The sequence below is a fragment of the Caldicoprobacter algeriensis genome, assembly GCF_023838525.1.
GTDB classification, from domain to species: Bacteria; Bacillota; Clostridia; order Caldicoprobacterales; family Caldicoprobacteraceae; genus Caldicoprobacter; species Caldicoprobacter algeriensis.
In genome coordinates this window covers 41,057-60,249 of record NZ_JAHUQD010000014.1, presented here as the reverse complement: position 1 = coordinate 60,249, position 19,193 = coordinate 41,057, and the positions used below count along the sequence as shown (strand labels likewise).

The 19,193-nt window shown below is 45.5% G+C and carries 21 protein-coding genes and 1 pseudogene; all 22 read right to left on the bottom strand.

The window, feature by feature from the left end:
• Window positions 1-105: 105 nt before the first annotated feature.
• Window positions 106-612, bottom strand: coding sequence for a helix-turn-helix domain-containing protein (locus KVG29_RS09130; protein ID WP_252228060.1), 507 nt, complete (start codon window positions 610-612; stop codon window positions 106-108).
• A 383-nt stretch (window positions 613-995) separates the two neighbouring features.
• Window positions 996-1,184 (bottom strand): annotated as a pseudogene (locus KVG29_RS09125) (manganese catalase family protein); the annotation flags it as partial.
• Between the two features lies 1 nt (window position 1,185).
• A complete protein-coding gene (locus KVG29_RS09120) occupies window positions 1,186-1,473 on the bottom strand; it encodes a spore coat protein CotJB (protein ID WP_252228058.1) in 288 nt (95 codons plus the stop codon).
• A complete protein-coding gene (locus tag KVG29_RS09115) occupies window positions 1,470-1,688 on the bottom strand; it encodes a spore coat associated protein CotJA (RefSeq protein WP_252228056.1) in 219 nt (72 codons plus the stop codon). Before KVG29_RS09115 ends, KVG29_RS09120 begins: the two co-directional genes overlap by 4 nt.
• 328 nt (window positions 1,689-2,016) lie before the next feature.
• Entirely contained in the window at window positions 2,017-3,111 is a 1,095-nt protein-coding gene (locus KVG29_RS09110) for a DUF362 domain-containing protein (RefSeq protein ID WP_252228054.1), read from the bottom strand.
• Window positions 3,112-3,220: 109 nt separating this feature from the next.
• On the bottom strand, window positions 3,221-4,138 hold the full coding sequence (locus KVG29_RS09105) for a helix-turn-helix transcriptional regulator (protein ID WP_252228052.1): 918 nt from the start codon (window positions 4,136-4,138) through the stop codon (window positions 3,221-3,223).
• A gap of 15 nt (window positions 4,139-4,153) precedes the next feature.
• Window positions 4,154-4,960, bottom strand: coding sequence for an NAD(+) synthase (gene nadE, locus KVG29_RS09100; RefSeq protein WP_252228049.1), 807 nt, complete (start codon window positions 4,958-4,960; stop codon window positions 4,154-4,156).
• Between the two features lie 18 nt (window positions 4,961-4,978).
• Complete coding sequence (locus KVG29_RS09095; RefSeq protein WP_252228047.1) at window positions 4,979-5,155, bottom strand: hypothetical protein; 177 nt, start codon at window positions 5,153-5,155, stop codon at window positions 4,979-4,981.
• The gene (locus KVG29_RS09090; RefSeq protein WP_252228046.1) at window positions 5,124-5,675 is read right to left on the bottom strand and encodes a nitrilase-related carbon-nitrogen hydrolase; all 552 of its coding nucleotides are present in this window, start codon (window positions 5,673-5,675) and stop codon (window positions 5,124-5,126) included. The genes KVG29_RS09095 and KVG29_RS09090 overlap by 32 nt, the downstream gene beginning before the upstream one ends.
• Before the next feature lie 58 nt (window positions 5,676-5,733).
• Window positions 5,734-7,242 (bottom strand): threonine synthase, encoded by a 1,509-nt coding sequence (thrC, locus tag KVG29_RS09085; protein WP_252228045.1) that lies wholly within the window; start codon window positions 7,240-7,242, stop codon window positions 5,734-5,736.
• Between the two features lie 258 nt (window positions 7,243-7,500).
• Window positions 7,501-7,929: a hypothetical protein gene (locus KVG29_RS09080; protein ID WP_252228044.1), complete on the bottom strand. Its 429-nt coding sequence runs from the start codon at window positions 7,927-7,929 to the stop codon at window positions 7,501-7,503.
• 118 nt (window positions 7,930-8,047) lie between these two features.
• Entirely contained in the window at window positions 8,048-9,169 is a 1,122-nt protein-coding gene (locus KVG29_RS09075; protein WP_252228043.1) for a PRK06851 family protein, read from the bottom strand.
• 123 nt (window positions 9,170-9,292) lie between these two features.
• Window positions 9,293-9,877: a 50S ribosomal protein L25 gene (locus KVG29_RS09070; RefSeq protein ID WP_252228041.1), complete on the bottom strand. Its 585-nt coding sequence runs from the start codon at window positions 9,875-9,877 to the stop codon at window positions 9,293-9,295.
• Window positions 9,878-10,069: 192 nt separating this feature from the next.
• Window positions 10,070-11,047 carry a uroporphyrinogen decarboxylase family protein gene (locus KVG29_RS09065; protein ID WP_252228040.1) on the bottom strand — a complete coding sequence of 326 codons (978 nt, stop codon included), beginning with the start codon at window positions 11,045-11,047 and terminating at the stop codon, window positions 10,070-10,072.
• 507 nt (window positions 11,048-11,554) lie between these two features.
• On the bottom strand, window positions 11,555-11,743 hold the full coding sequence (locus tag KVG29_RS09060) for a hypothetical protein (RefSeq protein ID WP_252228038.1): 189 nt from the start codon (window positions 11,741-11,743) through the stop codon (window positions 11,555-11,557).
• A 5-nt stretch (window positions 11,744-11,748) separates the two neighbouring features.
• Window positions 11,749-11,958 carry a hypothetical protein gene (locus tag KVG29_RS09055; protein ID WP_252228036.1) on the bottom strand — a complete coding sequence of 70 codons (210 nt, stop codon included), beginning with the start codon at window positions 11,956-11,958 and terminating at the stop codon, window positions 11,749-11,751.
• A 172-nt stretch (window positions 11,959-12,130) separates the two neighbouring features.
• Window positions 12,131-12,835, bottom strand: a complete 705-nt coding sequence (locus KVG29_RS09050) for an MtnX-like HAD-IB family phosphatase (RefSeq protein WP_252228034.1) — start codon at window positions 12,833-12,835, stop codon at window positions 12,131-12,133.
• A gap of 35 nt (window positions 12,836-12,870) precedes the next feature.
• A complete protein-coding gene (araB, locus tag KVG29_RS09045) occupies window positions 12,871-14,550 on the bottom strand; it encodes a ribulokinase (protein WP_252228032.1) in 1,680 nt (559 codons plus the stop codon).
• Between the two features lies 1 nt (window position 14,551).
• Complete coding sequence (locus KVG29_RS09040; protein WP_276576488.1) at window positions 14,552-15,655, bottom strand: GntR family transcriptional regulator; 1,104 nt, start codon at window positions 15,653-15,655, stop codon at window positions 14,552-14,554.
• A 30-nt stretch (window positions 15,656-15,685) separates the two neighbouring features.
• Complete coding sequence (locus KVG29_RS09030; protein WP_252228031.1) at window positions 15,686-17,167, bottom strand: L-fucose/L-arabinose isomerase family protein; 1,482 nt, start codon at window positions 17,165-17,167, stop codon at window positions 15,686-15,688.
• A gap of 238 nt (window positions 17,168-17,405) precedes the next feature.
• Window positions 17,406-18,266: a hypothetical protein gene (locus KVG29_RS09025; protein ID WP_252228029.1), complete on the bottom strand. Its 861-nt coding sequence runs from the start codon at window positions 18,264-18,266 to the stop codon at window positions 17,406-17,408.
• A 199-nt stretch (window positions 18,267-18,465) separates the two neighbouring features.
• Window positions 18,466-19,173, bottom strand: coding sequence for an arginase (locus KVG29_RS09020; RefSeq protein ID WP_252228027.1), 708 nt, complete (start codon window positions 19,171-19,173; stop codon window positions 18,466-18,468).
• Window positions 19,174-19,193 lie beyond the last annotated feature (20 nt).

Below are 19,193 nucleotides of genomic sequence, written 5' to 3'. Positions count from 1 at the left end.
TGGTGATCTGTATTTGCCAAATGATACTTCACCAAAGATATTGAAGATGCTAGAATGGTTGGGATTTAGTCCTGACATTTACACGAAAAAGATAAATCCCATTTTTTAACATGCGAAATGTAGGTTATTAATATTACTGTTATTATTAGTCACCCAATTTTTCCGTCCCCGTATTTTACCGTCCCCGTGTTTTTGGGTGTCGGTAGAAATGCCGATTTCATGCGGTTTTCCACCGTCACCTAGTTTTTGGGTGTCGGTAACAACCTTTGTGTCTTCCGTTTCTTCAGGCTCGGGCTTGTCCACCAGAGTGTAAACGTTGTGCGAAAATCTGCCGCTGCTATCACGGACCTGCTCGACCCTTATATAGCCATATTTTACCAGGAGTTTGAAATGCTTTCTGTACGTGTCCTCACTGCCGAATCCTAAATCATGGCAGATCTTTGAGACGGTGGGAAATGCCGTATCTCCGCCACCGGCATAAGAACAAAAGTATGCATAAATCGCTTTCGCGTCCCTGGTCAGTCTCGTATCCTGCATGACCAGCTTGGGAATTATCCCAAACCCATTGCTTTTCACGCCCTGAACGTGTAAAATATCATTGTGAGTAGACATACGGATCATCACCCCGCCCTTCAAATTATTTTTTGTTGCGCCTGGCAAAAAAATGGCGCACATAAAAACAGGCACAACAAAAAAGCCTGGAGCGCGAAGAACAATCTCCGCGTTCCAGGCTTTTTCTCACAGTAGAACTGGAAAGCACAGAAATGCAACATCGATTTTCAAAATTCGTTTTTAAAACGTTTTTTGTACGGGGATATATTTTTATATTCTAAAGCAACAAAAATCGATCTCAAAGCGAATATGAGCGTTTTAAGGGTATTTATGTAGCAAGTCCCATCCCGGAGACGGAAAGCAACTGCCGCTCAAGTGCAACCACGCCTGTTCTCGTGCTGACGGCTGAAGGCCCTTGATCAGATGAGCAATTTTGTTAACGATGAACCTATATCGTTTAACACTCCCTTGGCTTCTGGAATGGGCATGTGATATCTCTGGGAAAGATATCTAAGCGAAGCCGCCAGCTCTCCATCGGGTCCTCCGTATTGTGTAATAATATACTTTGCCATCTTGGGATTTGGATTCTTTATTCTCACAGGATACTGTAATTTCTTCTCATAAACCCACATCTTAACATCCCTCCATATAGTGATCTTCTTCCCACGGCCAGGGTTCGTTAATCCAAGCCCATGGGTATTGGCTTAATGAGTATCCAAAGTTGGTCAAAGGCCCATAACGCATTTCATATTCTTTCCTAAGTGCCTGCAATTGACGAGTGTAATAATTGTACTCATTCAACGCCCTGCGATCGTTTGGATGAGTATCCAAATAGAGATTGAGGTCTATCGTCATGAATTCAATAGCCCTTATCTGTTCTAACAGCTCTCTTCTTTCGTTGTCAGCATGAGTATGATTCATCTGCCTTCCCCTCCTTCGCACCCCTTTTTCTCATATGGCCTTACCAGTTCCGGAAACATGGTTCCCGCATGCAGCGCTTCCATGGGCGAAAAGCTGGTGGTGTATTGCTGATAAGGTATATAAGCTTCCGCCAGGTCCACCTCTTTCCTCATTAGATAATCATAGTACATATAAGGCGCTCGTGGCAGATAATACCTTGTATATCGGCAGTCCATATACAGTACCCCCTTATATTTGTATATTCATCTATATATCCTTCTTTATTTGCCATTATATTCACGGAACGTCAAAATGTTACCCGACTTAAGTTGAAAGTACGCTCTCGAAAAGTCTGAAAGCTTTATTTTAGCTTGTTTGCAGGTTCGGTCTTGGGACTTCACCCCATAATTATTCTGCAAGGTTACCCTACAAAATCAATCGTTGTGCCTATGTTGCTTAACTACTTTTCGAGAGTGTTCTTGAAAATAAAAAAAGATGCCCCTGTATACAGGCATCTTTGATGATGTACCTGTTTAATTTCTGCAAAAGAGCATCATGCAGACTTCACTTGAGAAGCCTTTCAAAAAACTCTACAATATCCTTGGCCTTTGGTGGACACCCCGGCAGACAGGTGCTACACCCACGAGTGCATGAACCAATGCCAATCCCTTCAAGCTTTTGTCCTCTAAACCCCTGACCGATATATAATTTGGATTTCAATCCACCCAACCGCCCTCTTTCCCTTAACCGCTCCAGCGCGTAAATAAGGCTTCCATAACAAGCCGAACAGGCGTCTTTCTCTACTACATATTTTGCCAAGCTCGCCACCCGTCTTGATGCCTCAAGTTTCTTGCCACCGCTGGTATCCTGATTTAGTTCTACGATGTCCGCCTTGGTCACATCAGCTGAGCCCACTCCCAGCTTCTCGGCCATTGAAATATAGGCTATATCGTCTTTTTCGTACCCTATAAGCTGGGCAGCGTATGCATCTACCAATACAGGATCCTTACCCGCGATAATCCGGTTCATTTGAACCGGCGTACCTCCCTCTTCAAAGGTCAAATCCCCCACTATGGCATCTACAATAGTCAAATGCGCCCTTACAACCGCGCTGAGACAGGCAATGGGTTTGTGCAGCCCCAGAGAATGAAAACGCCTCTTTTCGCTATCCGGTATGCATCCCTTTAAGTTTTTCAGAGCGCATGTCAGCTTAGTCTGACAGTGAGCCTTGAGCACCGGCACGTTTATTAAATAATCCACTTCAAGGGGTTTGCTGCACACCCTCAAAGTTAAATCGTCCACTTTGACTTCTCTGTAAACATCCTCCTTAAGGTCTATAAGCGGAACACCATACTTACGGGAAATCGCCTCATAGCCACATATCCTGAAAGCTCGCCTGGTACTATCTCCCACCCAGGAGCTTTCCATTATTAGCAGGTTGTTAAATCCATGCACCTTCAGGTATTCCACCACTGCCCCAACCAATTCAGGATCAGTGGTGGCTCCGGAAGAGGATTCCTTGGCCACTACGAGATTGGGCTTAATCCCTATTACAAAATCCTTTTTAAGCTCATCAACCAATCCCACCGCATCCAGCAATGTTGGGACCATCTTTTGTGGCTCGCTGCCGTATATGACCATAATCTGGTTATATTTCAATTGCTATACCTCCCCTTTAGACTTTCCTCAAGCCTCAGCAGGCTCCTATGGTTTGATCTTATTCTCCTCATCATACCCGGGATAAACCACTTCACAGACATAAGTATCCTCATTCACACTCGGTCTCATCGGCCTTAGCTTTTTTACGCTGAAAATAATCCACCTCAAAAAGCTTTCTGAACCTTGCCGGGGACATACCGGTCTCTTTTTTAAAAAGATAGGTAAAGTATTGCTGGCTGCTTATCCCTATGTTTTGCGCTACCTCGTTCATAGAAAGGTTGGTCTTGATGAGCAAATCCTTTGCGCGGTTGATCCTTAAGCGCGTAAGGTATTCAACCGGCGTCACCCCCATGTATTCTTTAAATATCCTGTGGAAATAGCTCCTGTTGAGCCCGACGCGCTTTGCAATATCCTCTACCTTTATATCCCTGTGATACGATTTATGGATAAAGTGGATGGCCCTTCGCACATAAGCCATCTGTGGATCTGAATTCCCCAGGCGCTGTTCTTCTATTATCCTTGTGATCTGCAGCATGAGCTGCCAAAACAGCAGGTTGGTTGAAATCTGTGCCGTTCCACGATTTCCATCCAGCTCAGCTATCATCCTTTTGAGCAGCCAGTAAATCTCCTCGGTATCTTTTAAGATATAATAAGGCGCATCCTCAAAAAAGCATATGGGCGGATCGGATATTTTGCGGCAAAAAGCACCAAATGAAAAAAATTCTCCTTTGTTGGGCACAAATACAAACTCGATGTTCAGGATTTTACAGGGATGCCCAGCTTCAACCAAAAGGCGGTGAGAAACATCGCCGTTTATAAAGACGAATTCCCCCTTCCGCATAAACAGCCGTTGTTCTTCCACCTCAACGCTGCATTCGCCCTGCTCGACATACATGATTTCTACCTGTTTATGCCTATGGGGAGTCATGATATATTGATTGTTAAAGCTGCGATAGTAATACCCCATGATGCACGGCACCAGGTCCTCTGTAAACAGCTCAGGGGAGCGCATATCATATACTTCCATAAAATGCTCACCACATCATTCCCAGCGATATCCATGAACCACCGGATTTCTGCCGGCTTTCTCTATAGGGCTGAAAACACGAATGGCTAAAGGAGCCTGCCTGCGCTTGTATTCACTGCGCTGTACCATATTCAAAATGTTGCACACCAGCAAGCGTTCATAACCTCTGGCCACCATTTCATCGACAGATAACCCCTCTTCTATATACATGCTGAGCACCGCATCCAGGACATCATATGGCGGCAGAGAATCCTGATCCTTTTGATTGGGACGCAGTTCGGCCGATGGCCGCTTAATCAAAGTATTATGCGGAATGACCTCCCGATCCCCGTTTACATAGCTGCAGATATCATAGACAACAGTTTTAGGTATATCTGCAATGGGCGCAAGGCCACCGCACATATCCCCGTATATTGTAGCATAGCCCACCGATTCCTCAGACCTGTTGCTGGTAGATACTAGTACTCTTCCTTCTCGATTGGTTATAAACATAAGCAGGTTCCCGCGGATCCTTGCCTGAACGTTCTCTTCGGCCACATCACCCACAGGCGACGGTGAACCGTTAAACACCTTCAAATATTCTTTAAAGATATCCTCAATAGGGATGACCCTGTACTGTATCCCCAGATTTTCTGCCAGGGTTTGAGCATCCTGCCTGCTGTGCTCTGAAGAATACCTGGAAGGCATATATACCCCCAGCACGTTTTCTCGCCCCAGAGCATCGGCCATTATACAGGCCACCAAAGCCGAATCAACGCCGCCGCTCAAGCCTAATACGGCTTTCTTAAAGCCATTCTTTGAAAAATAATCGCAGACTCCCAAAACCAACACTTCATACAGCTATGAGATATCCTCCTGCAGGCAGGGCAACGGGCAATGAACACCGCCCAAATCGAAGACCACCATCTCCTCTACAAAGGGCTGTGCCTGCACCATACATTGCCCTTTTTCATTCAGCACCCTGCTTGTACCTGCAAACACCAGGTCATCGTTGCCTCCCATCTGATTTACATACACCAGGGGGGGCTCCAATCTTTTTCGCAACATGGACCAAAATGTCATTATGCCACTTAAATTGACCGTAACGATAAGGACTAGCCGAAATGTTGATAATCAAATCAACGCCCCTGTATTCGGCATCGCCCCATACGTCATCTCCCACAGCCACAGCCAGTTTGTATCCTCTAAACGCCAGGCTGTCAGTTCCACAAAACAGCTCAAAATAGCAAGCCTCATCAAAAGCGCCTAAAACCTTCAGTTTGCGCTTGGCAGTGTATCCCACCACTTGTCTGTTTCCTATTAGCAGTACGGCGCTATACAGCCCCTTTTTATCATCCTGTAGGGCTGTGCCGAGCAATACCCCTATCCCGTCGGCATGCTCGACAACCTGACGCAATGCCGCCTGGCAATCCCGCGTGAAATCCTTCATCTTGAAGAGCCCCTGAGGCGGATAGCCAATCAGGCTGAGCTCAGGGAACACCACCAAATCGCAGTTCAAACTCCTGGCCCTTTTTATAAATTCTATAATCTTCGACACAATTTCCTTTCAAGTCGCCTACAATAGGATTTAGCTGGACCAAAGCTATCCTCATGCTCTACACCTCGTCGATTTTAAGCAGTTTAACTACCACATCTTTCATTTGATCCTGTCTGCATGATATGGTATGCCTAATGTATTTCTCTCTTAGCCCTGCTAAGGCCAAAGGAACCTTCAATCCCGATACACGGCTTAAAACATCCAGTAATTCAAATTCGTCCCAACCGTCTACTGCATCCTGCCCCAGTATGGCCCTCAAAACATCGCCTGGAAACTTAAACGGGCTGGCAGTTGAGGCCAGTATCGCCTTGTGGTCATCACCCGTCTGCCTCCGGTATTCATCGTAAACCCATTTTCCCACCGCCGTATGGGGATCCAAAACATAGTTATATTCCTGGTATGTGCTGCGTATGGCCTGAAGGGTCTGGGCATCATCGGCATACCCTCCCCAGAAGACCTCCTGAAGCCTGTGCAGGCTCTCGCCGTCTATTTTGTATTGGCCCTCGCCTTGCAAGCTGGCCATCCACGCCTTTACTCTCCCATGATCACCACCCGAAAGCTCAAACAACAACCTTTCCAGGTTACTGGATATCAAAATGTCCATAGAAGGCGATATGGTTTTATAAAATTCCCTTCTGCGGTCATATATACCCGTGTTGATAAAATCAGCAAGTACCTTATTTTTGTTAGAAGCACAGATCAGGCGGTGTATTGGCACACCCATCCTTTTAGCATAATAAGCTGCCAGAATATTACCAAAGTTGCCGGTGGGTACAACCACGTCCACCAGCTGGTTTTCTGATATCTCGCCGGCTTTCAACATATCCAGCCATGCGGATATATAATAAACAATCTGGGGTACCAGCCTTCCCCAATTTATGGAGTTGGCAGATGAGAAGTGGTATCCCTTTTGCTCCATTTTCTGTTCCAACTGCTTGTCGGCAAATATGGCCTTTACACCCGACTGTGCGCTATCAAAATTCCCCTCCACAGCCACCACATGGACGTTGGCACCTTCCTGAGTTATCATCTGGAGCTGCTGCATGGAGCTCACCCCTTCCCTGGGGTAAAACACCACAACGTGGGTTCCAGAGACGTCTTTAAACCCCTCCAGCGCCGCTTTGCCGGTATCCCCCGACGTGGCCACAAGGATCACAATATCGTCCTTCTCGCCGGTTCGCTTTGCAGCCGTGACCATCAAATGTGGAAGAAGCTGCAGAGCCATGTCCTTAAATGCACAGGTCGGCCCATGCCACAGCTCCAAAATATAAAGCTGGTCGTCAAGCTTCAAGACAGGCGCAATATCGGTCACATCAAACTTCTCCGGGTTGTACGCTGAATGCACGCACCTGGTCAAATCCTCCTGCGAATAATCGGTCAAAAACAACGAAAGGACCTTTACAGCCCTTTCACGGTAACCCTCCTGCGCTAGCATCATAAAGTCGTCCATGGACAAACTGGGAATTTCATGGGGTATAAACAGCCCTCCATCGCTGGCAATCCCCTGCTTGATAACCTCCATAGAGGGTAGATTGGCATCTCCTCCACGCGTGCTTTTGTACAGCATACCCATCTCCTACCATTCAGTGTATATTGGGATTTTTGATTCATTATACTCCCTTGCAAACTTCTCGTCAAATAAAAAAACTTTTCCCTTTTTTAGCCTTACTTATGGGAAAAGTCCCATTTATCAGATATGCTATTTGTGAATATTACAGAATTTCAATCCTTTTTGAGATGTTTCATAAAGTACGGGAGGCATCATCAAAAAGAAAGCCAAGGGCTTTCCCTCGGCTAAAATACCTTGTTTTCCTTTAAGCCCTCTTTATGCTATGCATTCTTCTTCTAGCACGTACTCTTTCAGGAAAACAGGTACGCTTTCGGGAGTACCGCTCATGGTGATCACAAATTGTATATTAAATTTGTCCGAAAGCTTTTTCACAGCCGTCACGAATTCCTCTATGCTCTTTATATCTCCCCCTAAATCTTCAATGATCCCATCGATATAAACATGCTCGATATCGTAATCCCCCGCAACGATCCCGCACAAGAAACCGTACAGCACATTTAGGTCTTTCAGGTCGAACTCCCTGGCGTTGATGAACCGAACCTGGTACTTCAAACCCGTTATCTTCCGATAATCCCCGTCGATAAACACCACGTTCCCCTTGGTTTCCTCTATGGCCCGATTCGCCATTTCAATCACTTTCTTTGTTTTCCCGCTTCCCTTCGGGCCAATGATAAAATGTATCATGTTGACCGCCTCCCGTAATTTTTGTTAGGGTTTAGTTATATTATACCACACTACCAGCAGGGTTACCATAGAAAAGCATCACAAAAAATAAGCATAAAATTGTATAAAATTAAGGGCTCTAGCGGCCCTTTCCGTATTTCAGCATGCGCTGGACAATCCGCTGGCGAACCTGTTCAATCTTTTCAAAATCCATGGCTGAAATGTAGTAGCTCTCCAGCTGGTCGTGAATAGCCTTGGCCTGTGCAATATTGATTATAGCTTGATCAAGCAGTTCCAAAAATCTCTCGCGGGCACCTGATAAAGCCTTCCTACGCCCTTCATCCAGGTTTGCCTCGTTAAAACACGCTGACAGGTCTATGCCTTCTCCAAGGTTTATTCCATGGCCCTCAGGCACAGTGCTATGAAATGGCTCCCATATATTTATGACAGCAGCGTTAAGCTCAGGTATAATCACCATATCCAAATCCTCGGGCTCAATAGGGCAGTGCGACCTTTCGGTGAAAAACCCCTGCCACTCGGCTATGCGCGCAACCCTGCTTAACAGTTCCTTGGCTCCCGAACCTGGTCCACCGTAAATGGGATATACATCTATACCGGGCCCTAGCAATGTCTCAGCATAATCCTTTATGCCGGAGGGCGTAATTGCACAGGCAAAATAATGCCTTGCCCTGCTCTCCTTGCCCAAAACATCAAATCCTTTAAACACTTTTCTGATGAGCAAGTCTGCCTGCCGCTGATATTCAGCCCTGTCCACACAGCTTTTCACGTAGCCCTTCCATTCATTATAAGCGGTTCTGGCTTCTTTAAGCTGACTGTATGCCGTATTGAACAGGTCCTTTATTCGACTTGTGCACTCTATTATGTATTCCCTGTTGGCAACCAGCACATCATCGTTCCAGTAATCGCCAAAATAGATAATCTCCTCGACAGCTCCTGGATATCGAGGGTCCATTACGTGAGGAGCCGTTCCATCCATTATAGCTACTTTTAACTCCGGTACCGCCACGGCATCAAGGGAATAGGGGTCCGAGGAGCAATAAAAGTATTCAAGGTCATATCCCCTATCAAGCAAATCCTGCCCAATCTTTTTCATAAAAGTCGACTTGCCTACCCCTGGTCCACCTTTTATTATGAATATCCTGTTTGTATTGGACTCCAGTATCTCTCCAAAGTAATTTACAAAACCATCGGGCGTATTCCCGCCAGCAAACATGCACCTGATATTTGGTTTTGATTTCACAAATACTCCTCCCACCTCATACCGAATATCGCTCTTTTGGTATTATATGCGTTGGATTAACTGCATATGATAGACTCAAAGGAAAATTAAAAAAGAGCAACGCTTGAATCAAGCGTTGCTCTTTTATCTGGTAGCGGTTTCAGACTCTTCAACTTCTTCGGAGGCTTCATCCTCAGCGGCAGTTACAACAGCTATGGCATCCTCCGGCGGGTCCGTTATTTGTATTTCATGATGAATATTTAGGTCTTCAACCGTCACAACATCCCCATCATTCTTATCGCCCACGTCCACTACAAAGTGCTCAGGGATGACGGACGCTTCACCGGTAACGTTTATGCTGTCTATATTGACTTGAAGTATCAGGCCTTTTGATTTTAACTTTTCGCGTCCGATAAACTTAATGGGTATATCACAGGTAATCTTTTGCCCTGCAGCCACCAGCTGCAGATCCACGTGAAGCACCTCACCCGTAATCGGCTCTTTCTCTATATCCTTAACCAGAGCCATCTTTTCTTGATTATCTATTATCAGTTTAACTCTCGGCCTCTCTCCATGCTCCCTTAAAACTTTTAAAAATTCACGCTTCACAAACTTGACGGGCAAGCTCTTGATTTCCCTGCCATAAACAACGCCAGGGATAAAACCCTCCCGTCTTACCTTCTTGCCCTTTTCACTTCTTGGCAAAGCAGTGAGCGTTGCTACTCTCATACCATCCCCTCCTTTTATTTTAATAAACATTATTGTCTATTAAAATAAAAGAGGTCATTCGTATGGATTAGCAACAGCATTGTATATTATTATAGCATTTTTTTATATAAACTTCTACCCTCTTTTAAAACATACATTATTAAAACCGGCTCACACACAGTCATTTTCCAATGGATTTTTCTGCCGTTGACTTCAATATTCTCTCATCCTTCTCCATACATCCAGGATTAACTTATACCTCTCCGGCGGCAATCCCTTGAAAGGAACATTGCTGGTGCAGAAAATATATCCTCCACCCGGCTTACCATAAGTGAGGGCGTATTCCGCGCTCTGTATAACTTCCTCGTCAGTACCGGTTTGCATAAGGGCGCAATTTACGTTGCCACACAGACAGACCTTATCCCCTACGAGCTCCTTCACTACTTTAATATCTACCCCTGCCTGGGGGTCCAGAGAATGAAGTGCGTGCGGCCTACATTCAACTAGCTGGTCAAGTATAGGCATTATATTTCCATCGGTGTGTTTAATAGTGTACAAACCCAATTTACGCGCTTCATCGATGATCTTGTAAAGATAAGGCTGGATGAACTCCTCAAACATAGCAGGCGAGAGGAACGGACCACTATTATAACAGTAATCAGAGCATAGAATTAAGCAGTCCACTCCCACTTCAGCCAATCGTTTGTTCCTTTCAATAGCCGTTTCAGCCATTTTGGCGGCTTTTCCCTTGACAGCCTCTCGGTTATCCGCAATAGCATAGGCAAACTCGTACATCTCATTGCCATCTGGTATTGCAAATGTGCCATCGCCATGGTAATGGATCATGTAGTTGTCTCCCACAAGTTTCCGCAAGTATTTGATGAGCAATTTCGTCTCTTCTGGCAGAGGCCCTCCTTCATTCCAAAACTCTGAGGCATCTCCCAGTACAAAGTCCGGTATACTAGAGTATTCAAGGGTACTGTATACCTCTACCATGTATTCGGCAAGCTGGTATATCCTCTTCTCCTTTTCCTTCCACGATAGTTTGGTCAGCCCTTCCCTGGTGAGGTCCTCTGTGATGAATTTTCGCCCAAACATCTCCTCTTCAAGCTGAAACTCCAGCTCAAAAGTCGGCACCATATCAGGCACCTTTAAGGTTAAAGCAGCCACTGCTCTTTCCTTTGGCGTCATTCATACCCCCCCAACCACGTTACCTTATAACAAGCTTTGCTATTTCTTTGTTTGCATACCTTAAGCAAACGCCATTTTAAGAATTCATAAATAATATTACAATCAATTCTGAACCAATTCCACACACTTTTATATTATCTCGCTTTATACTATATTATTTCCATAGCTCGACTACGTACTTTACAGTTCATTGTAAAAGGTAACGTTGTTTTCTTTAGCAAATTTAGCGAGCCCCTGCTTATATTCATTAAAATCCCTATATTTCGTATAAATAAAAGGTTTATCAGACTTCCGCGTCGTAATTACAATACGTTCTGAAAATACCGGCCAAAAGAACCTGATCTCCTTACATCTTTGAAATCTGATACTCACAAATTCGTCATATCGTAGGTTTACGGTGGTGGCCCTGCCCTCACCTACCACCACAAGCATCAGTTCAGTCTTATCACACAATATATTATATACACCTATTTGCCAAAACTATTATCCCTTTTTCACAAATACCGGTCAAGCCCTCGTTATGAGCTCAAGCAAAAGTGCTTTCACATAGTTATAATCCTCATAATTCAAGCTATACAACTCTTCCGGCTTCTTGCCTCCAGACGGATCAAAGTCCTTAACATTGCGGGTAAACAGAAGCCTATCCCATACCTCTTCCAGCTTCTTACTTGGCTCAGGATACAGCCTTTTTACCATATTGATCAGCTCAAAATCCTCAATGCCCCTCTCTTTAGGTTCTTGTATCTTAAAGTAAGAAATTGAAGCAACACCTGAAAAGCCACCCAATCACTTTTAGCGGCGGCCAGCGAAATTGTATGCCTCGTAAAAACCTCTGGGTTCCATCCTATGTCGTCAACCCCATAGCATTGCTTGTGACTCTCATCGACCAGACCATAACGTAAATTAAACATGCCTAACTCCCCATTTTTTATATCCTCATTGCCCTCATCTACAGGCACACGGCCTTGCAGAAACCGGAAAAGCGACTTATATGCTCACCATTCACACAACTGCAATCTTGCAAGATCATACGGATTTATTAACCATTACCACAAGAGCGTAACGCCATCATATTTTAACGGTTCATTTGCATATTGTAAAAAAATATTGCAAGAAATGTATAATATCATGGAAGCTATCAAACGGTACATACGGAACCCCTTGTGCTGCACAGTAATCCCTTAAGCGGCCTTTTGCAAACACTATATCCGCCTCATGGGCCGCACACCTATCAGTCGTTCCATCGCCGATGAAAATTATAGTCTGGTACTGTGCCTTAAGCTCCCTCAAGCGCCTCAATTTGCAGTTTCCACAAGGGCCCAATCCGCTCTCACATTCATCGCTTTCATCGAAAAACACGGCTTCTATATGGCGCCCATTAAACTTCAAACGGTTGGCATAAATCTTTATATTGGTGCTATCGATACCTTCTTTTTCAAAAAAACTTGAAATGGTGTTGACATAGCCCCCACTTACTACGATAAGCGGAATGCCTTTTTCGCTTAATAATTTACAAAAGTCCTTAAAACCTTCATCCAAGCGGGCATTTTGAAATATGAAGCTCAAAAATTCCTGTTCAGTAAGATGGATTCTTTTAAAATGTTGGAGGGCGCCTTCCTTGACGCCCAACTTGCCCTGGGCAATTAACTTCTCAATCTCATAACTAGGCTGCCCTCCAAAGGTAAAATAAATCAAATCGTTTGTATCAATATCAGTAATAGTCCCATCAAAATCAGATACTATTGCCACGTTGCTTAGACTGTCCAAGCCCTTATCGTTCACCGTCATTTCAGCCCTCCAGTGCACGAATTAAACGCCACATTTTATTTAGCAGCAGTAGCCTGCCTTTTGATCTCCTTGAGCCGTTTCATGACGTCATTGGCTCCTCTGCCGAAATAATCGTGCAAGATCTTGTATTCAGCATAGAGCCTGTCGTACATCTTGACATTCTCGGGTATGGGCCTGTATACCGTATCCTTCACCTTTGCCATAACTTTTGCCGCCTCTACTATGGAGTCATAGCCGCCGCGTTCTTTCCCTGCCGCTACCGCGCCAAACATTGCAGAGCCAAGAGCAGGAGCCTGAGGAGAACCCGATATCCTTATCTCCCTATTGGTCACATCGGCATATATCTGCATCATAAATGGGTCTTTCTCTGCAATTCCACCAGCGGCATAAAGCTCATAGATGGGAATGCCGTGCTCTTCAAATGTCTCGATGATCATCCTGGTGCCGTAAGCAGTGGCCTCTATGAGTGCCCTGTATATCTCTTCGGGCTTTGTAAGAAGTGTGCATCCCACAATCACTCCCGTAAGGTCCACATCCACAAGCACAGAGCGATTACCGTTCCACCAGTCAAGTGCCACCAACCCACTCTCGCCAACCGCCAGCTTTTGCGCCTTCTCCGCCAGCAGCCGATAAACGCTTATGCCCTTTTCCTTGGCCTCCTGAACATATGCAGCCGGTACGCAGTTCTTGACAAACCATTCAAAGTGGTCCCCTACACACGACTGCCCGGCTTCATAGCCCATATAGCCCGGGATGATTCCATCTTCCACAACGCCACAGATGCCGGGTACCATCTTTTCTTCCTTGCCGAGCAGCATATGGCATGTGGAAGTCCCCATGATCATCAGCATCTTTCCTTCCTCGGTAATGCCAACAGCAGGTACCGCTACATGGGCATCCACATTGCCTACGGCGACGGCCGTACCTGGCTTAAGTCCTGTTAAGCGTGCAGCTTTCTCGGTTATCTCACCGGCTTTGGTGCCTATTGGATAAATATCCCTGCTAAGCTTCTCATCTACTACGTTCTCAAGCCTGGGATCCAAAGCTCTGAAGAAATCCTTGGATGGATATCCCTTTCTCTTGTGCCATATGGCTTTATAACCAGCGGTACAGCTGTTACGCTTTTCCTGGCCGGTCAGCTGAAGCACTATCCAGTCAGCCGCTTCGATGAATTTCGCAGCCCTCTCATATATCTCAGGTGCCTCATTTAGTATCTGCCATATCTTGGGAAATAACCACTCGGAGGAGATCTTGCCGCCATACCTCTGCAAAAACTCTTCTCCTCTTTCAGCGGCGATCTGGTTCAACCTGTTAGCCTCATCCTGTGCCGCATGATGTTTCCAAAGCTTAACATACGCATGGGGATGTGACTTATACTCGTCATAAAAGCACAGCGGAGTCCCGTCCTTATCGATGGGGAGCATAGTACATGCAGTAAAATCAATCCCGATGCCAATTACATCTTCATTGGAGACCCCTGCTTCTTTAAGCACCGCTGGGATGGTTTCAGCCAGCACATCAAGATAATCCTGAGGATGCTGAAGCGCCCAATCGGGCTCCAGCTTTGTCTTCCCGTCGGGCAGGTATTCATCCATGACGCCATGGGGATATTCCTTAACTGCGGTGGCCACTTCCCTGCCGGTGTCCACTTCAACCAGTACCGCCCGCCCGGACTGGGTTCCAAAATCCACCCCTATCGCATACTTCTTACCCATATTATATCTCCTCCCTCTCGCTTACTTTTTTAGCACTTCCCCTTATAACCAGCTCCGGCCGCATTTTGATGCGGGAGCGTTTTTGCCTGCCTTCAATCATATCGATTAAGGCTGTTGCTGCCTGCTGGCCTAATCTTTCCTGGGGATGCGCCACGGTGGTGAGCTTAACCTCGGAAGCCACAGCAAGCTGCGAATCGTCAAAGCTAACGAGAGAAATGTCCTCAGGGACGCTCAGGTCCATTCCTCTCAATACATCCAGTATCTTAATGGCCATCTGGTCATTGTAGCACACAATGCCGGAACATTGCGGGAACAAATCAATAAGGCGCTCCATCATGTTGCTTTCAAAGTTTATCGCTTGCTCTGTATCAAACCATAAAACCCTTGAATGCAAAACCTCAAGCCCGGCCTCCTCATGTGCCTTCTTAAACCCGGCAAACCTGTAATGCCCCTGAATATCGTCTTTTTTAAACACGCCGCCAATTCTGGTGTGCCCCAGTTCAATCAGGTGTCTGGTAGCTATATAGCCAGCCCAAACATCATCCTCTACAACGTAAGAACAATCAAAATCCTCATAACAACCATGGATAAATAATATAGGAATATTCTTTTTCTTTAGCTCCTGGTACAAATCCAGATTGGGATTGGGCAAAGCGCTCTTGGTGGGCTCAACTATCAATCCTGCAATGCGGTGATTTTTCAAGTTTTCAAGGCATAGCCGTTCCATTTGATGCTGATTATACGTGCAGCTCAGCAACATGTTGTATCCGTGCTCCAGCAATACGCTGTCAATGCCGCGGATGATGGCCGGAAATATATAATCATTGAGATAGGTGGTAATGACCCCTATGGCGTGCATCTTTTCCCACTTTGCATAGGGGCCATTACCCACAAAAGTGCCTTTGCCGTGTATTCTATAAAGCCATCCTTCGTTCACCAGCTCCCCAATGGCCTGCCTCACGGTATGCCTGCTGATGTTGAACTTCTCTGCCAGCTCATTCTCAGAAAAAATCCTGTCACCGAATTTCAACTGCTTCTGGTGTATCGTCTCTATTATATACTCCTTTAGACGCCGGTACTTGGGCTTTTCGTTATTCTCAAGCAAAGTGCTACACCTGCTCCATCTTTTATTTTATTATTTGAATGGATTCTCATCCCTGTACAGCATATTGGCCGGCTGGTTGAAATCCACTTCCTCGATACCCAGCATCTTCATGGCCGCAAACAATACCTTGCCTACATGTTTGAAGGCAACGCCTGTGTGATGCGGATACCTCTTGGCAATCAAGACATATCTGTAGAATCTACCCATCTCCTTTACAGCAAATACCCCGATGCCGCCGAATGATTTGGGATCCACGTCTATAACTTCGCCTTCTGCCACATAGCTCCTCAGCTTGCAATCAGCCGTACCCTGCAACCTGAACAATGTGATGTCCCCTGGCTTTATGGTCCCCTCCAGAGTACCCCTGGTTATATCCGGTTCCTTATCCGGCTCCAGGAGCCTGTGCATGATAAGCTGATATTTCATGGCTCCATCTTTCAAATGGCACTTGGGCGTATTACCGCAGTGGAACCCCATAAACAGGTCGCTTAGCTTGTAATCGCCAAACTTATCCCTGTTGTTTTCATACATGTCCCTGGGAACGGTATTGTTTATGTCAAGAAGGGTTGCCGGCATACCCGTAGCACATGTAATGATGTACTCACTCAAAGCGCCGTATATATCCACCTCGCACGACACCGGAATGCCACGGGAAGCCAATCTGGAGTTCACATAGCACGGCACAAAGCCAAACTGGGTTTGGAATGCAGGCCAGCACTTGTTGGCAAATATGGCATACTCCGATGCACCGATGTGCTTTTCCATCCAATCCAGCAAGGTAAGCTCGTATTGCGCCAACTTGGGAAGAATGCCAGGGAATTTGTTGCCTTCTCCCAGTTCCTCTTCCATATCCTTGATGACCGATGGGATCCTGGGGTCGTTTGCATGCAGGTTAAAGGACTCGAAGAGGTCAAGCTCAGAATTTTCCATGATTTCAATGCCTAAATCGTACAGAGGCTTTATGGGAGCATTGCATGCCAAGAAGTCCTGGGGTCTGGGGCCAAAAGTGAAAATTTTAAGCTTTGACAGGCCCAGTATCACCCTTGCGATATCCACAAATTCCGAAATCATATCTGCAACTTCATCGGGCGTGCCAACGGGATATTCGGGAATATATGGATTGAGTTTGCGCAGTCCCAAGTTATATGAAGCGTTGAGCATTCCACAATATGCATCCCCACGCCCATCAATCAAGTTGTTCTCGGTCTCCTCAGCTGCAGCCACAAACATGGAAGGACCGGCAAACTTCTGCGCCAGCATGGTCTCTGGCCCTTCAGGCCCGAAGTTGCCCAAGTATACAACCAGCGCATTCACATTGGCCGCTTTAAGCTCATCTAAAGCTTTAAGTACATCCTTCTCATTTTCTACCACTGTTTGAATCTCGGTAATGGCAATGCCTTTTTGACGACAGGCTTCAACTACTGCTTTTCTCCTTGACTGGCTGAGCTGTACCGGGAAGCAATCTCTGCTCACCGCTACAATCCCCAGTTTTACCTCCGGAATGTTTATCATACAAAGTTACCCCCTTTTAAACAGTTATTGACTTCCAGTATCATTATACCACCGCATCACTTGTATGCACAAGTCCCAAAAGTCAAAATAAATATAGAAGGAAAGGGCAAGGCTTTAATGCGCCCTGCCCATCTTCCTAAAGTAAAAAATAAGCTATTAAGCGCCCCTAATTCGAGGTTTTATGAGAAATCAAAGCTCAAAATTTTTCGCGACGCGATTCATGCATTCCAAATCGCAATCAATCCCTCATTATCTCGGTCTTTTTGGGGCTACTGCGGCCCTTTAACTCAGGCGGACGTCCTTGTAGCGCCGCCAACGATATCTCTATATCCTCAGCAGCCTCATCGGGCGTCAAACAACCTACCGTTACCATATCACAAGGACGAATTGTGTGCCATACAAAAGTTAATCCTACAAAAGGACTTACACGCCCGGCCGCCATTGGTTTTATGGTTATAACCGGTTTTTTAGCATTCCATATTACCTTGTGTATGTATTCAATCTCCACCTGCATCAAAAAGCCTATACAATTGTAAATCTGTATGTAAGTTTCCACATCATATTCATTAAGATCAGAGTAAATGACCAGCTCGGGCATGTGGCAAGAGAGCCCGGGTATCATGCCATGATCTCGTATCATCTTAAGGTAATCCGGCAGCCTTTCGATGGTCTTTTTGTTTTTGTTGACTAGCTGCTCCACCGAAGTATGGTGCGGAAGGCATAAGGTGGCACCCAGTTTTCCGCTGTTTGCAATCACCCTCTCGGCTTCCTTACGTGCCTCCGCGTTGTCATCCACATTGATTATTGGCGTGTCGATTATTATCATTCCTTTGCCTGTGCGATCTTCAGCAAGCCTTACAGCTTCCACAAGATGAGGATTGTCAACAAACGGCCCCATAATGGTATCCACGCCTGCCTCCAGAAACACCTCCAGCATGTCAGCTATAACCTGCGGCGAGCTGTTTTTATGCCTAATTAGATTATCAGCAGCTAAACTGGTGTGGCTGTATCCCAGAATCCAATTGGTGCCAATGATCATCCTGGACAGGGATACACCGCCTACATTTGTCCTTGGAAACAGCGCTTCCATTTTATCCATCCCCCTCCTAATTTTGTCCCCCTAGGAAACCATTTAACCAGACAAATATTCCAGCGATATGCTTAAAATGATATGCCTAAAACGGGCTTCCTTAATACTAATTGTAGTATACACTGCCGATTTAATGCAATAGTGAACTTATTTTCGTTTAAATGGAGAAATAAAAACTTTCTGCGGTAGGGTGGTTAAACTAAATATTTCATGCCAGCATATAGTTGATCTGTTGCGACAGGCTTATATTCCTGGTATCCCATTTCCTCGGGAAAAAATCTATAAACTCCAAATTAGATAACCCTGAATCTCGGACGAATTTCAAAAATTTGGCGTCATACCATGGAGGCGTCCAGGCTCCCGACCTGCATATGTGAACTGCAGCTACCTCTATGCCCGTAGGGATACTCTCCCGGGTGATATACTCCACATTGTACATCCCATTGATTTCCTTAAAGTCATGAGGCTTTTCAAGCGTATATGGGCTGTATACGATATTTGCTTTTTGAATGACCCCATCTTTCAAAAGCTTGCCCAGCCAGTTGGCACAGTTTAATTCAAAGTTCAAAGAGTGCAGACCTCCATACCCCAGGTCGGCATGGGCGTCAAACAGGTAAACGCTGGTACATCTGGTATCCCGAGCAATGTTATAAGAGAGGACGTGAGAGTCAGAAATATAAACTTTTACGCAGGGTTTAATTATGAATTTTTGTCTAATTTTCTCCCAAAAATCCCTTACCTCTGGAAACAGGCTGTATAAATCCTTTATGTCCTTCCCTTGCCTTTTAAGCACAAAATACCGCTTATACCATACATCAAGCACATTTTTGGAATTTTCTATATATGAGTATCTCTTTACCTTAGAACAGATAAAATAATCCCAATCGATGCTCAAAAGACATTTGCCCACTGACATCACTCCAATCGTGACCAATA